Raw genomic sequence first — 12,733 nt, forward strand, 5'->3', positions numbered from 1 at the left:
CTTTGGTTTGGCGATGGGGCTGGTGATTATGCTATTTCTGGATGTGTGGCTGGGCTAACTTCACGTTAACCGATGACATCCGCGCCACCGTGGGGGCCAGAGTGCTCACACAGGCGATGGTCGCTCAGCACGTCAATAATATGGCACTGGCCAATATTGCCTCCCGCGCACTGATTGATCATGCGCTGCAGCTCATCGCGCACCGCGGTTAGCCGCGCAAGCCGTGCTTCTACTTCGGCTAGGTGATGTTTGGCCAAGGTGTCGACCTCTTCGCAAGGCATGGCGGGATAATCCGCCATTTGTAAAAGCTCCCGTACCGCCTCAACCGAAAAGCCAAAATCCCGCGCATGACGAATAAACGTTAATCGACGGACAGCCGACGCCGTATAGCGGCGCTGGTTGCCTTCGTTGCGCGGTGCTGAAGGCAGTAGACCAATGCGCTCGTAATAGCGCACCGTTTCCGGTTTGCAGCCGGACTCACGTGCCAATTCACCAATGCCAATGTAGCGCTCAGTGGGGGAGAGCGCTGGGGAATGTTCTTTCATTGCTTGAACCTCTAGTCGCTACAGGTATTACGCTGTTCTTAAGATAGTCGAACTGGGAGTTCCATGCGATGAGTCATACGCCCCCTACTAAAACCACGCAAGACAAGACCCCTCAAGCGACGCCCACGCCCACCACCCTGCGTGTACAGGGCATGGATTGTGGCGGCTGCGAGCGTAAAGTCGAAGCGGCGCTAACGCGCTTACATCATGTCGAAGAAGTCTCCGCGAGTTCTGTTACCGGCTCGGTGCGATTGACCGCGCTGCCTGGGAAAACGCTGCCCCATGCCGAGATAGAGTCGACCATCACTGCGCTGGGTTACCAGGTAATTGATGAGTCGGCGAACACGGCTGAAGCGACAACACGTACCCCTTGGTGGAAAACGCCTAAAGGGCGTTTAGTGCTTGTTAGTGGGGTACTGCTGGCGCTTGCTTGGGCGCTTAAATTTGCCTGGCCTAGCCTGGGCACTTGGCCGTTTGTCGTCGCGACGGTGGTTGGCCTTGTGCCGATTGTCCAGCGTGCTGGGCAGGCGTTGAAGATGGGGAACCCCTTCACCATTGAGATGCTGATGAGCATTGCCGCCATTGGGGCGCTGGCGATTAACGCCGCCGCCGAAGCCGCGGTCGTGGTGTTTCTGTTTGCGGTGGGGGAAATGCTGGAAGGCGTTGCCGCCGCCCAGGCGCGGCGCAGTATTTCCGCGCTTTCTAAGCTGACGCCCTCTACCGCGCGATTAATGGAGCAAGGCAATATTCGTGACGTCGCTGCCGCTTCGCTTCAGCCCGGCCAGCGGGTGCAAGTACGCCCAGGCGACCGGTTACCCTGCGATGGGCTCATTATGGCGGGATGCTCCTCAATTGATGAATCGCCAGTCAATGGTGAATCGGTGCCGAGTGAGCGTGGCGAAAGGGAGGGGGTGTTTGCGGGCACCGTCAACCTAGACGGCGTGCTGGAGGTCGAGGTAACTAAAAGTGCAGAAAACAACACGATTGCCCGAGTGATCAAGCTGGTGGAAGAGGCCCAGGCGGCGAAAGCACCGGTGGCGCGTTTTATCGACCGCTTTGCTTTTTACTACATGCCTGCGGTGGTGGCAGTAGCGCTGCTGGTCGCTATTATACCGCCGCTGGTGTCGCCAATGCTGTGGTCGGAATCCATCTACCGCGCCCTGGCGCTGCTGTTGATCGCTTGCCCCTGTGCGCTGGTAATCTCGACTCCCGCGGCCATTGCAGCAGGCTTGTCGGTGGGCGCTCGTCATGGCCTGTTGATGAAAGGCGGCGCGGTGTTAGAGCAGTTAGGCAAGCTGAAACGCGTCGCGCTGGATAAAACCGGTACGCTCACCGCAGGCACGCCCTCGGTGACCGATGTGGAGAGCTTTGAAACTGACGGCAGTGTTGATAAAAACAGTCGGGATGAAGTAGTGCGTCTCTCCGCTGCGCTGGAGCAGGGCTCGAGCCACCCCCTCGCCGTGGCGATTAGTGATTATTTTCACCGGCAGCAGGATGCTCCGCTGCCTACTGTGCAAGGTGCCCATGCGCTAGCAGGGCATGGCGTTGCTGGGCGGGTGGATGGGCGTGAGTTAATGCTGGTAAGTCCGCGCTACTTGCAACGTTTCAACAGGCCCACCAGTGAAGGCGATAAGCGCATTGCCGCGCTGGAAGCGCAGGGCAAAAGCGTGGCCGTCTTGATCGAAGTAGACAGAGAGAACGAGCGCCCGTTAGGTCTGATCGCCCTGCGTGATGAGCCGCGTGAAGATGCTCGCGAAGGACTTCAAGCGCTTGAGCGCCTAGGCGTACAGGCCGTGATGCTCAGTGGAGACAACGCCCGCACCGTGGCCGCCATTGGTGAGCAGTTGGGCATTGAAGCTGAAGGCGAGCTGATGCCCGAAGACAAAGCCCAGCGTGTGCGCCAGTGGCAGGCACAAGGTCTTGGGCCGATAGGTAAAGTGGGCGATGGTATTAACGACGCACCGGCGCTCGCGGCAGCGGAAGTAGGTATTGCGATGGGCAGCGGCACCGATGTGGCGCTAGAAACCGCCGACGCCGCTTTGCTTAAAAACCGCGTAGTGGGCATTGCCGAAATGATTGCGCTCTCCCGGGCCACCATGCGCAATGTTAAAACCAATGTGGCCTTGGCGCTTGGCTTTAAAGCGCTGTTTCTGGTCTCTACCGCGCTGGGGATTACGGGGATGTGGGTCGCTGTAATGGCGGACACCGGGGCAACTGTGCTGGTCACCCTCAATGCGTTGCATTTATTGCGTTACCGCTTTAACGACGTTTAAACCCTCTAGTTAGCCTTGAACGTACTCGACCAACGCCTGGGCAAAGGAATCGGTGCTGCCGGTGCCGCCCATGTCGGGGGTAACCATATCGCGGCGGGTTTCCAGTACGGTGCGAATGCCCTGGCGGATAGCGTCGCCTTTCTCGTTCATGCCCAGGTGATCGAGCATTTGCGCGGCAGCCAGCAGTAGGGCACAGGGGTTAGCAATGTTTTTGCCTTCGATATCTGGCGCGGAGCCGTGCACGGCTTCAAAGATTGCCGCTTTTTCGCCGATATTCGCCCCAGGCGCCAGGCCCAGTCCACCCACTAGACCTGCACATAGGTCAGAGAGAATATCGCCAAACAGGTTGGTAGTGACCACCACATCAAACTGATGCGGGTTCATCACCAGTTGCATGCAGGCGTTATCGACGATCATCTCCTGAAATTCGATCTCGGGGTACTCTTTGGCGATCTCACGCGCCACGTCCAAGAACAGCCCAGAGCTGGTTTTGATGATGTTGGCTTTATGTACCGCGGTGACTTTTTTGCGGCCGTTGTTTTTGGCCAGCTCAAAAGCGTAGCGCACAATACGCTCTGAGCCTTTGCGGGTAACTTTGATTACCGAAATGCCGGTATTGCCGTCGTCGATCATTTCCTGACCGTCGGAAAGGTAGGCGCCTTCGGTGTTTTCGCGCACGGTGATCATGTCGATATCGTCGTAGCGCGAGCGGGTGCCGGGGAAGCTAATCGCCGGACGCACGTTGGCGTAAAGATCAAAGTGGCGGCGTAGCTGTACGTTGATTGAGGAGAAGCCCTTACCAATCGGCGTGGTCAGCGGGCCTTTTAGGGCAATGCCGTATTTTTCGATGGCATCCAGCGATTCCTGGGGAATCAGCGTGCCGTGCTTTTCAAGCGCGCCCAGGCCGGCGTCAATATGTTGGTAATTCAAGCCGCAATCTAACGCGTCGAGTACTCGTAGCGTGGCCTGCATAATTTCGGGGCCGATACCGTCGCCTTTGATGACTGCAATAGATTGGCTCATGTGCTGCTCCTCTTTAATCGGCAGGCTTATTCGGCATGCTTATGGGGCAAGGAATGGCGTGCCGCTTCAACGTGAAAAGTTGGGATTAAATGTCTCTTTTAGCGGTGCAATGGTACGCCAAATTGAACCTAGAGGGCACCCTGCAAAGGGTGTAGGGCGGGTGCAGTCAACAATAATTGCTGCTAGAATGCGGCGGCTTATTACAACGCGATTAAATATAGCGTTCTTCTGACAGCAAGGCATAACGGCAATGACCTTTTCAAATTCAACACAAGCATTACCCACTTCAGGGCTGATGACTCCGCCCTAGGTTTCCCCCTCCCCAAGCGATACGTCTAGACACGTTAATTGCGTTGTCATGGCGTTACGGCATGCTATTGCCATTCTTCCGCCGATTGGCGGGCCGAACCTTAGATTGCTCCAGCACTGGCTCATTAGTCTGATACCGCGCGTCTTGCGTGCGCCACTGTGTCGCGTCGAGGGTTTGTACTATTTTAACCTCCAGCCATGGACTCCCTGAATGTCTCTCTATAGTAAGCAAGAGTGGTTTTCCAATATTAAAGGCGACACGCTCTCGGGAATCGTGGTCGCCCTTGCGCTGATTCCCGAGGCGATTGCCTTTTCAATCATCGCAGGCGTTGACCCCAAAGTTGGTCTTTATGCCTCCTTCTGTATCGCGGTGATTATTGCCTTCACCGGTGGTCGTCCCGGCATGATTTCAGCGGCAACCGGCGCTATGGCGTTACTGATGGTGACGCTGGTGCGCGAACATGGGCTTGAATATCTACTGGCGGCAACGCTGCTTACCGGTGTACTGCAGATTATAGCCGGTTACCTGAAACTCGCGGATTTGATGCGCTTCGTGTCGCGCTCAGTGGTTACCGGGTTTGTGAATGCGCTGGCGATTTTGATCTTCATGGCACAATTGCCGGAATTGACCGACGTGACCTGGCATGTTTATGCCATGACGTTGGCGGGCTTGGGCATTATCTATCTGTTTCCCTATTTACCCGTCATCGGTAAATCGATTCCTTCACCGTTGGTCTGCATTGTGGTGCTAACCGCGGTCTATATGATTAGTGGGATGGATATCCGCAGTGTCGGTGATATGGGTGAACTGCCCGATACGCTGCCTGTTTTTCTGTGGCCCAGCGTGCCGCTGAATCTGGAAACACTATGGATTATTTTACCTTACGCGTTGATGCTGACTGTGGTGGGCCTGCTTGAGTCGATGATGACCGCCACCATTGTGGATGACCTGACCGATACACCGAGTAATAAAAATCGCGAGTGTAAAGGGCAGGGGATTGCCAATATAGGTGCCGGGCTGATGGGCGGCATGGCTGGCTGTGCCATGATCGGTCAATCAGTTATTAATATTAAGTCCGGTGGCCGGACGCGATTATCGACGCTGATTGCTGGCGTGGTGCTCTTAATGATGGTGGTCTTCCTGTCAGATTGGGTGTCGCAGATACCCATGGCGGCGCTGGTGGCGGTAATGATCATGGTATCAATCGGCACCTTTAGCTGGGAATCGATCCGGGACCTGAAAAAACACCCCCTAAGCACCAATATCGTCATGTTGGCTACTGTGGCGGTCACGGTTAGCACACACAACTTGGCTATCGGCGTATTTGTCGGTGTGCTGTTGGCGGCGCTGTTCTTTGCTAACAAAGTGGGCAACATTCTCTACATCGGTTCAAAAGAGATCGAAGCGGGCAAAGAGCGTGAATATCAAATAGTCGGCCAAGTGTTCTTCGCCTCTTCTGAGCGTTTCACGGCCGCTTTCGATCTCAAGGAAAGTATCGAGAAAGTGACGATTGATCTTTCCCGTGCACACTTTTGGGATGTGACTGCCGTACAAGCGCTGGACCGGATCGTGATTAAATTTCGCCGTGAGGGTACTGAAGTAGAGCTTGTTGGTTTGAGCGAGGCCAGCGCGACGGTAGTGGATCGCTATGCGGTTCATAACGACCCCGAAGCGGTTGAAAAATTGATGGGCGGCCACTAACCAACGCAAGGAGCGCAACATGACAGATCAAGTATTAGCCGCTATTGACGGCTCCCAGTTTTCAGAAGGCGTCTGCGATTACGCCGCCTGGGCAAGCTTGGCCATGGATGCACCGTTAACCTTTGTGCATGTGGTCGACAATCATTCAGGCGTACCCGAAGAGCAGAACCTTTCCGGCAACCTGCGTTTCGGCGCCCGCGAACGGCTGATGAAAGAGCTTTCCGAACTTGATGAGCAGCGCGCGAAGGTGAATCGCGAGCAAGGCAAGTTGATGTTGGAAGCCGCCAAAGAGCGCGCAATAGAAGATGGGGTCAGCGACCCCGCCACGCGCCAGCGCAATGGCACCCTGGTGGAAAGCCTGTTAGAGCTTGAGAAAGACATACGTTTGCTGGTAGTGGGCAAGCGCGGTGAAACCGCCCACCAAGCCAGTGGGCATCTGGGTTCTAACCTTGAGCGGGTGGTGCGTGAACTGCACCGCCCGATCCTGATGGTGCCGAAAACCTTCAAGCGGCCTGAAAAGATATTGATAGCCTTTGACGGCAGCAAAACCGCCCGAAAAGGCGTCGAGATGCTGGCCCGTTCGCCGCTGTTTGCAGGCACCGAGTGCCATGTGCTGATCGTGGGTGCAGAAACGGCTGAACGCCGCTCCGAGCTTGAGTGGGCGTTAAGCACGTTGCGTGAAGCTGGCCACCAGGCCGAAGGCGCTATTCGTGCTGGCGAGGTAGATGAAGCCCTGCAAGCCTACGAAAAAGAGCACAGCATTGACCTGCTGGTGATGGGCGCCTACGGGCACTCGCGTATTCGCCACTTGCTGGTAGGTAGCACAACCACGGCCATGCTACGTGGTAGCCGCATACCGGTACTGATTTTGCGCTAAGGCTCACTAAACAGCAGCGCATCACCGTTTAGCTCGCATTGCGACTTCTTCTCTGCAGCCGGCCCTCGTAATTTGAGTGGCCGGTTTTTTTGTATTTAATTAGCGTTAAGGTGGCTTATTTAACAATGCTAATGTTGCAATGCGGTTCTATGCTGATAGTCAGGTTGTTATCTATTCACACACTGGAATAGTGCGAGGAGCCTGCCTTGAATATGCCTACCTTAGAGAGAACAGTCCCTGTTGGCTTCGATGAAGCCTCTCCTTCCCATCGTTTTGTCGCCGAGTTGCTGGCCCAAGCCGATATTCAGTTGGATGGCCGACGATCCTGGGACATACAGCTAAAAGCACCCGGTGTTATCGATAGCGCCCTTTCGCGAGGTAACCTCGGGCTTGGCGAAAGCTATATGAAAGGGGATTGGGACGCTGCGCAACTAGACGAGCTGTTTTACCGCTTAATGCGTGCTCAGCTTGGGCAGCGTATCAAGCCTACCCAACTAGTGTATTACTCGTTACGTTCGCGCCTGCTGAATCGCCAAACCGTTAAGCGCGCATGGGAAGTGGGCGAAAAGCATTACGATCTGGGTAATGACTTCTATGCTGCCATGCTTGATCAACGCATGACGTATACCTGCGGTTACTGGAAACATGCTCAAACGTTGGATGAAGCCCAGGAAGCCAAGCTAGATCTCATTTGTCGAAAACTTCAATTGAAACCAGGTATGCGCGTGCTGGATATCGGCTGCGGTTGGGGAAGCTTTATGGCCTACGCTGCCGAGCATTACGGCGTTGAATGCGTGGGCCTTACGATCTCTAAGGAGCAAGCCGAGTTCGGGCAGCGGCTGATCAAAAAAGGCCTGCCGGTTGAGTTTCGCTTGCAGGATTACCGTAATGAGCACGAGCAGTTTGACCGCATTGTCAGCATCGGCATGTTTGAGCACGTGGGGCATAAAAACTATCGTGAATTTATGAGTGTCGCCAACCGTTGCTTAAAAGATGATGGGCTGTTTTTGCTGCATACCATTGGCAAAAATCTAAGTAATACGGTCACCGACCCCTGGATTGATAAGTACATTTTCCCCAATGGGGAGCTGCCCACCATGGGGCAAGTCACGGACGCTGCTGAAGCGCTTTTCGTGGTAGAGGATGTACATAACTTTGGGGCTGATTACGACCGTACGCTGATGGCTTGGCATCAAAACTTTGAGGCTCACTGGCCGACGTTTAAAGACCAGTATGGCGAGGGGTTTTATCGCATGTGGCGCTACTATTTATTAAGCTGCGCTGGTGCTTTCCGCGCTCGGGAAATCCATCTCTGGCAGTTGGTGATGAGCAAGCAGGGGGTGTTGGGGGGCTATCACCGCATCAGTTAATGTATTTTCTCTGGCAATAGCTTGCTAGGCACCCAGCGTAAGAATGCCACCATGCCAAAGAGTTCGATGAGTGATTGAAACACAATCACGACTACCGCGGCCTGCCAAGCGCTGGGTAGCGTCAGGGCGATAGGCAGCATTACAAAGGAGTTACGCGTGCCAAAGCTAAAGGCCAGGGTTCGGGCGCTAGCGGTGGGCAATGCAAACAGCTTGCCTAGCCCTTTGCCCAGCAGTGCCGCGAAGAGTAAAAAACCGATAAAGATAAAGACGACCTGAGCCAACACCTCGCTAAGCTCGATCACAGTGTGAACCTGCGAAGCGGCAATCATAAACACCACCAGCGCCAATAGCGGCACGGGCAGCAGCCCCAGGCAGGCAACGCTGCGTTTAATGCTGCGGCGGCCTTGGGCTAGGTATTCAGTCAGCCAAGCGAGCACTAACGGCGTAATAATAAGGCCGGTAAAGGCACTCAGTAGCTCTTTAGAAAGCGTTAACTGAAACCATTCACTGCCTAAAAACAGCCAAAGATAAATCGGTAGCGCAACCATCTGCACCAGCAGCAGTAGCGGGGTGGCAGCCATCGCCCGGGCGGCATCGCCTTTGCCTAAATGCGTAAAGGTGATAAACCAATCGGTGCAGGGTACTAGCAGTACCAGCAGAACGCCTGCCAGCACTGCGGAAGAAAGCGGTAGCCACAAAACGAAAAGCGCTAAAAAAGCGGGAATGGCGATAAAGTTGCCGGTTAGTAACGCCGCCATAAAGCGCTTGTCAGTGAAGCTGCGGGCAATGTTCAGTAAGGGGATTTGAGTAAAGGTGGCATACAGTAGTATGCCTAATAGAGGCCATACTAACGGCGCTAGGCGCTGAGCAAATCCCGGCGCCCCGATGCCTAGTGCTAAACCCAAGCCAATGAATACCAGATAGAGCCAAGACTGATACTGTTCCATCTGATCGCGCATACTGGCTCATCCTTTGGCTGACGGTTTTGCTAACGAGAAAGCGCCATGCGTTCACCCACAACGGCGGCACCCAGCCAAAGCGGCAGGCTGACCACTATATAAACCAGCGCCATAGCTGGTTTGCCCACCTGCACCAGATACAGCGTCTCTAAGCTAAACAGCGAAAAGGTGGTAAAGCCCCCGCAAAACCCGGCGACCAGTAACGGTTGCAAACGCGCGAGTGGGCTGTGGGGTGAGCGCGAGAAGGTGGCAGCCAACCAGCCGATTAAACAAGAACCCAGCACGTTGACGATAAGTGTTCCCCACGGGAAATAACCCCCTAATGCCGCCTGCGATAACAGCGAAACGCCGTAACGTAGCACGCTGCCGACGCCGCTGCCGATGCCCACCGCAAGGTACGCTCTCCAGGCACTCATAAGTTCGCTCCTGACAGAGAAGCGCCTGATAACAACCAGCCAAAGGTGACCATGGCTAAGCCAAACAGCAGCGTGGCCCCTACATTCACGCTGGCGCGCAGTTGCTGGCCGCCTTGCCATAGCTCGATGGTCTGCAAGCTAAAAGAAGAAACGGTGGTGTAGCCACCCAGTAAACCGGCGACAGTGAACAGCCATAAAGGTGAGGGGGCGTTGGCGATACCTAGGCTGCCGAGTAGCCAGCCCGCTAGAAACGCGCCGCTGGCATTAACCGCCAGGGTTCCCCAGGGAAAGGCCTTACCGAGATAGCGGGCCAGTAGATTGGAAACCGCAAACCGCCCCATGCCACCCAGCGCGCCGCCGAGTGCGACTAACAGTACGCTTGTTAAGCCATCACTCATGCTTCCCCCTTAGGCGCTCAATAAATAGGCCGCCCAGTTTAGCATGTGCGTTTTATAGCGTCCGAAGCACGCAAGAGCGTTTTAGGGTGTCGCACGTCAATCAGTTGGTGTAGAAAAGGTCGAGAATATAACAACAATGTTGATGCCCCCGCTCAAGGAGAAGTACTCCATGTCAGATCGCGTGTTGGCCGCTATCGATAGTTCTCAGTTTTCAGAAGGTGTGTGTGATTATGCGGCCTGGGCCGCTAAAGCGCTGAATGCGCCGCTTAGTTTTATCCACACCGTCGATAATCATCACGCCCAGGTAACCGAGCCGGATTTAACCGGTAACCTAGGATTAGGTACCCGAGAGCACCTGCTGGAAAAACTCTCGGGTATAGAAGAGCAGCATGCCAAAGTCTCCCGTGAACGCGGGCGACTACTGTTAGACGCCGCCAAAGAGCGTGCGATAAGCGCGGGCGTTGCCGAGCCGCAGTGCTTGCAGCGCAACGGTACGCTGGTGGAAACGTTAGTCGAGAACGAAAAAGAGGTGCGCTTGCTGGTAGTCGGCAAGCGGGGCGAAACGGCGCACCAAGCCAGCGGCCATTTAGGCTCCAACCTTGAGCGTGTGGTGCGGGAAATGCACCGGCCGATTCTTATGGTGCCGAAACAGTTTACCCAGCCGCATAACGTGATGATGGCATTCGATGGCAGTAACACCGCGCGTAAAGGCGTGGAAATGCTGGCTAAAAGCCCACTATTTGAGGGCGCCACCTGCCACGTGGTGATTGTGGGTGCGGAAACCGCAGAAAACCGCTCGCAGCTAGCCTGGGCATTAGAAACACTGCGCGAGGCCGGTCACACTGCCGAAGGGGCCATCCGCTCTGGCGAAGTAGAAAAAACGCTACGTGCTTACAAACAAGAGAACGGCATTGATATGTTGGTGATGGGGGCCTACGGCCACTCGCGAATTCGCCACCTATTGGTCGGCAGTACTACCACCGCGATGCTGCGTAAAGCGCAGCTGCCGGTGTTGATTTTGCGCTAATCCATGTGAGAAATACCGAAAGTAGAGCTGGGTGTGCAATATTTGTCTTCGATACGCTTGCTGGCGACGTAGATGAATCCCTGCTTGAGTCAGGCTACATCGCCAGTTGAGGTTTAGGTGGCAGCGGCGGTTACAGCGTCAGCTCTGCTTCCTTGGAAGATAATCCCTTTGCCACCGTTTGATCGGTGAAATTGATACCCGCGATGATCGCCTTGAGCGATGCACTTACCGTATCGCTGTCCTCGGCTACCGCGCAGAGCCGCTGACCATCGATATTAAGCTGCACAAAGGCAATGGCATTGGCCTCGCTGCTGGCACCGAGAGAGTGCTCGCTGTAATCGATAATGCCTACGCTGCTGCCGGAGTGACGTTGCCACGCATCGGTAAACGCGGACATCGCGCCGTTGCCCTTGCCTGAAAGGCGTAGCGTTTCGCTACCTTGTTGCAGCGTGACTTCAATGCCTTCCTGCTGACCCTTGGAAAGCCGGTAGTCGACTAGCGAGAGCGGTGCTTCCTGGGTGAAGTGATCAAACATCACCTGGCGAATCATTTCGCTGGAGAGTTCGCTGGCGCGTTTTTCGCTCTCTTGCTGCACGTAAGGCGCCAAGGCCAGCATCATCCAACGCGGCAGGTTAATGCCGTAATCGCGTTCCAGCAGGAAGGCCATGCCCCCCTTACCGGACTGGCTGTTGACGCGAATGACGGCCTGATAGTCGCGACCGATGTCATGGGGATCAATGGGCAAATAGGCCACTTGCCACGGCTCGTCGGGCTTCTGGTGCTTGAGTGATTTACGGATCGCATCTTGGTGACTGCCTGAGAAAGCGGTGTAGACCATCTCGCCCACCCAGGGGTGGCGTGGGTGAATCGCAATCCCGGTGCACTCGTTGACGACCTGAATGATTTCATCAGGATTGGAAAGATCCAGCTCAGGATCAATGCCTTGGCTATAAAGGTTCATCGCCAGGGTGACGATATCCATATTACCGGTACGCTCGCCATTGCCCAGCAGGGTGCCTTCTACCCGCTCGGCACCGGCCAGCAGGGCAAGCTCGGCGGAGGCGACAGCGCCACCGCGGTCGTTGTGGGTATGCACCGAGATGATCACACTGTCGCGGCGGCTGATGTGCTGGCAGAAGTACTCAATCTGGTCGGCGTGATGGTGCGGCCCAGCCACTTCCACCGTGGTCGGCAGGTTGAGAATGCATTTGTTGTCCGGCGTTGGCTGCCAAACATCCAAGACTGCTTCGCAGACCTCCAGGGAAAAATCGATTTCGGTGCTGGAAAAGCTTTCCGGTGAGTACTGAAAGCGCCAGTCAATGTCCGGGTAACGGTCGGCGTAGGTCTTAACCCAGGTGGCGCCCTGTACCGCGATATCCACAATACCGGCGCGATCCATCTCAAAGACACGTTCGCGCTGAACCGTTGAGGTGGAGTTGTAGAGGTGAACAATGGCGCGTTTGGCGCCTACCAGCGAGGCAAAGGTCTTTTCGATCAGGTGTTCGCGACACTGCACCAGCACCGCAATGGTGACGTCATCGGGAATTTGATCCTCTTCGATCAGCCAGCGCACGAAGTCGTAGTCCGGTTGGCTGGCCGAAGGAAAGCCCACCATGACTTCTTTGATACCTACTTTAACGATCTGATGCCAGAAGCGCTGTTTCTGCTCAACGGTCATCGGCTCAAGTAACGCCTGGTTACCGTCGCGTAGGTCTTCGCTCACCCAGATCGGGGCGTGATCAAGGTCACGATCCGGCCATTGGCGATTGAAGGCAGGCACACGGGGCGCAGGGCGATATTTGCGATGATCAAAAGCAGACATGGTGGTTTCCTA

The 12,733-nt window shown here is 55.3% G+C and carries 11 protein-coding genes; 5 read left to right on the plus strand and 6 right to left on the minus strand.

Features of this window, described 5'->3' with window-relative positions:
• Positions 1 to 65 precede the first annotated feature (65 nt).
• Positions 66 to 545, minus strand: coding sequence for a MerR family transcriptional regulator (locus tag CXF87_RS01400; RefSeq protein WP_101145192.1), 480 nt, complete (start codon positions 543 to 545; stop codon positions 66 to 68).
• A 68-nt stretch (positions 546 to 613) separates the two neighbouring features.
• On the opposite strand from CXF87_RS01400, the gene CXF87_RS01405 reads away from it, so the two are divergent.
• Entirely contained in the window at positions 614 to 2,818 is a 2,205-nt protein-coding gene (locus tag CXF87_RS01405; protein WP_101145193.1) for a heavy metal translocating P-type ATPase, read from the plus strand.
• A 9-nt stretch (positions 2,819 to 2,827) separates the two neighbouring features.
• On the opposite strand, the gene CXF87_RS01410 is transcribed toward CXF87_RS01405, so the two are convergent.
• Positions 2,828 to 3,841, minus strand: a complete 1,014-nt coding sequence (locus CXF87_RS01410; protein ID WP_101145194.1) for an isocitrate dehydrogenase — start codon at positions 3,839 to 3,841, stop codon at positions 2,828 to 2,830.
• A 520-nt stretch (positions 3,842 to 4,361) separates the two neighbouring features.
• Between CXF87_RS01410 and CXF87_RS01415 the strand changes: the two genes are divergently transcribed.
• The 3 genes from CXF87_RS01415 to cfa all read left to right on the plus strand — a co-directional run bounded on the left by CXF87_RS01415 (position 4,362) and on the right by cfa (position 8,099).
• The gene (locus tag CXF87_RS01415; RefSeq protein ID WP_101145195.1) at positions 4,362 to 5,852 is read left to right on the plus strand and encodes a SulP family inorganic anion transporter; all 1,491 of its coding nucleotides are present in this window, start codon (positions 4,362 to 4,364) and stop codon (positions 5,850 to 5,852) included.
• A 19-nt stretch (positions 5,853 to 5,871) separates the two neighbouring features.
• Positions 5,872 to 6,729: a universal stress protein gene (locus tag CXF87_RS01420; RefSeq protein WP_101145196.1), complete on the plus strand. Its 858-nt coding sequence runs from the start codon at positions 5,872 to 5,874 to the stop codon at positions 6,727 to 6,729.
• A 206-nt stretch (positions 6,730 to 6,935) separates the two neighbouring features.
• Positions 6,936 to 8,099, plus strand: a complete 1,164-nt coding sequence (cfa, locus tag CXF87_RS01425) for a cyclopropane fatty acyl phospholipid synthase (RefSeq protein WP_101145197.1) — start codon at positions 6,936 to 6,938, stop codon at positions 8,097 to 8,099.
• On the opposite strand, the gene CXF87_RS01430 is transcribed toward cfa, so the two are convergent.
• The 3 genes from CXF87_RS01430 to crcB (CXF87_RS01440) are packed head-to-tail and all read right to left on the minus strand — an operon-like array spanning position 8,096 to position 9,872.
• On the minus strand, positions 8,096 to 9,058 hold the full coding sequence (locus CXF87_RS01430) for an arsenic resistance protein (protein ID WP_101145198.1): 963 nt from the start codon (positions 9,056 to 9,058) through the stop codon (positions 8,096 to 8,098). The two genes, cfa and CXF87_RS01430, sit on opposite strands and share 4 nt — an antisense overlap.
• A gap of 29 nt (positions 9,059 to 9,087) precedes the next feature.
• Positions 9,088 to 9,474 (minus strand): fluoride efflux transporter CrcB, encoded by a 387-nt coding sequence (crcB, locus tag CXF87_RS01435; protein ID WP_101145199.1) that lies wholly within the window; start codon positions 9,472 to 9,474, stop codon positions 9,088 to 9,090.
• On the minus strand, positions 9,471 to 9,872 hold the full coding sequence (crcB, locus tag CXF87_RS01440; RefSeq protein ID WP_101145200.1) for a fluoride efflux transporter CrcB: 402 nt from the start codon (positions 9,870 to 9,872) through the stop codon (positions 9,471 to 9,473). The genes crcB (CXF87_RS01435) and crcB (CXF87_RS01440) overlap by 4 nt, the downstream gene beginning before the upstream one ends.
• 169 nt (positions 9,873 to 10,041) lie before the next feature.
• On the opposite strand from crcB (CXF87_RS01440), the gene CXF87_RS01445 reads away from it, so the two are divergent.
• Positions 10,042 to 10,899 (plus strand): universal stress protein, encoded by an 858-nt coding sequence (locus CXF87_RS01445; protein ID WP_101145201.1) that lies wholly within the window; start codon positions 10,042 to 10,044, stop codon positions 10,897 to 10,899.
• 130 nt (positions 10,900 to 11,029) lie between these two features.
• Here CXF87_RS01445 and CXF87_RS01450 read toward each other — a convergent pair whose 3' ends face one another.
• On the minus strand, positions 11,030 to 12,721 hold the full coding sequence (locus tag CXF87_RS01450; protein ID WP_101145202.1) for a 2-isopropylmalate synthase: 1,692 nt from the start codon (positions 12,719 to 12,721) through the stop codon (positions 11,030 to 11,032).
• Between the last annotated feature and the right edge of the window lie 12 nt (positions 12,722 to 12,733).

Origin of the sequence: Halomonas sp. MES3-P3E (assembly GCF_002836035.1) — a bacterium.
GTDB classification, from domain to species: Bacteria; Pseudomonadota; Gammaproteobacteria; order Pseudomonadales; family Halomonadaceae; genus Vreelandella; species Vreelandella arctica.

What these genes read in the sequence shown, in the direction of transcription:
- CXF87_RS01405 (WP_101145193.1), top strand. Translation starts at nt 614, where the DNA reads ATGAGTCATACGCCCCCTACTAAAACCACGCAAGACAAGACCCCTCAA.
- CXF87_RS01430 (WP_101145198.1), bottom strand. Translation starts at nt 9,058, where the DNA reads ATGCGCGATCAGATGGAACAGTATCAGTCTTGGCTCTATCTGGTATTC.
- crcB (WP_101145199.1), bottom strand. Translation starts at nt 9,474, where the DNA reads ATGAGTGCCTGGAGAGCGTACCTTGCGGTGGGCATCGGCAGCGGCGTC.
- CXF87_RS01420 (WP_101145196.1), top strand. Translation starts at nt 5,872, where the DNA reads ATGACAGATCAAGTATTAGCCGCTATTGACGGCTCCCAGTTTTCAGAA.
- CXF87_RS01445 (WP_101145201.1), top strand. Translation starts at nt 10,042, where the DNA reads ATGTCAGATCGCGTGTTGGCCGCTATCGATAGTTCTCAGTTTTCAGAA.
- crcB (WP_101145200.1), bottom strand. Translation starts at nt 9,872, where the DNA reads ATGAGTGATGGCTTAACAAGCGTACTGTTAGTCGCACTCGGCGGCGCG.
- CXF87_RS01415 (WP_101145195.1), top strand. Translation starts at nt 4,362, where the DNA reads ATGTCTCTCTATAGTAAGCAAGAGTGGTTTTCCAATATTAAAGGCGAC.
- CXF87_RS01410 (WP_101145194.1), bottom strand. Translation starts at nt 3,841, where the DNA reads ATGAGCCAATCTATTGCAGTCATCAAAGGCGACGGTATCGGCCCCGAA.
- CXF87_RS01400 (WP_101145192.1), bottom strand. Translation starts at nt 545, where the DNA reads ATGAAAGAACATTCCCCAGCGCTCTCCCCCACTGAGCGCTACATTGGC.
- CXF87_RS01450 (WP_101145202.1), bottom strand. Translation starts at nt 12,721, where the DNA reads ATGTCTGCTTTTGATCATCGCAAATATCGCCCTGCGCCCCGTGTGCCT.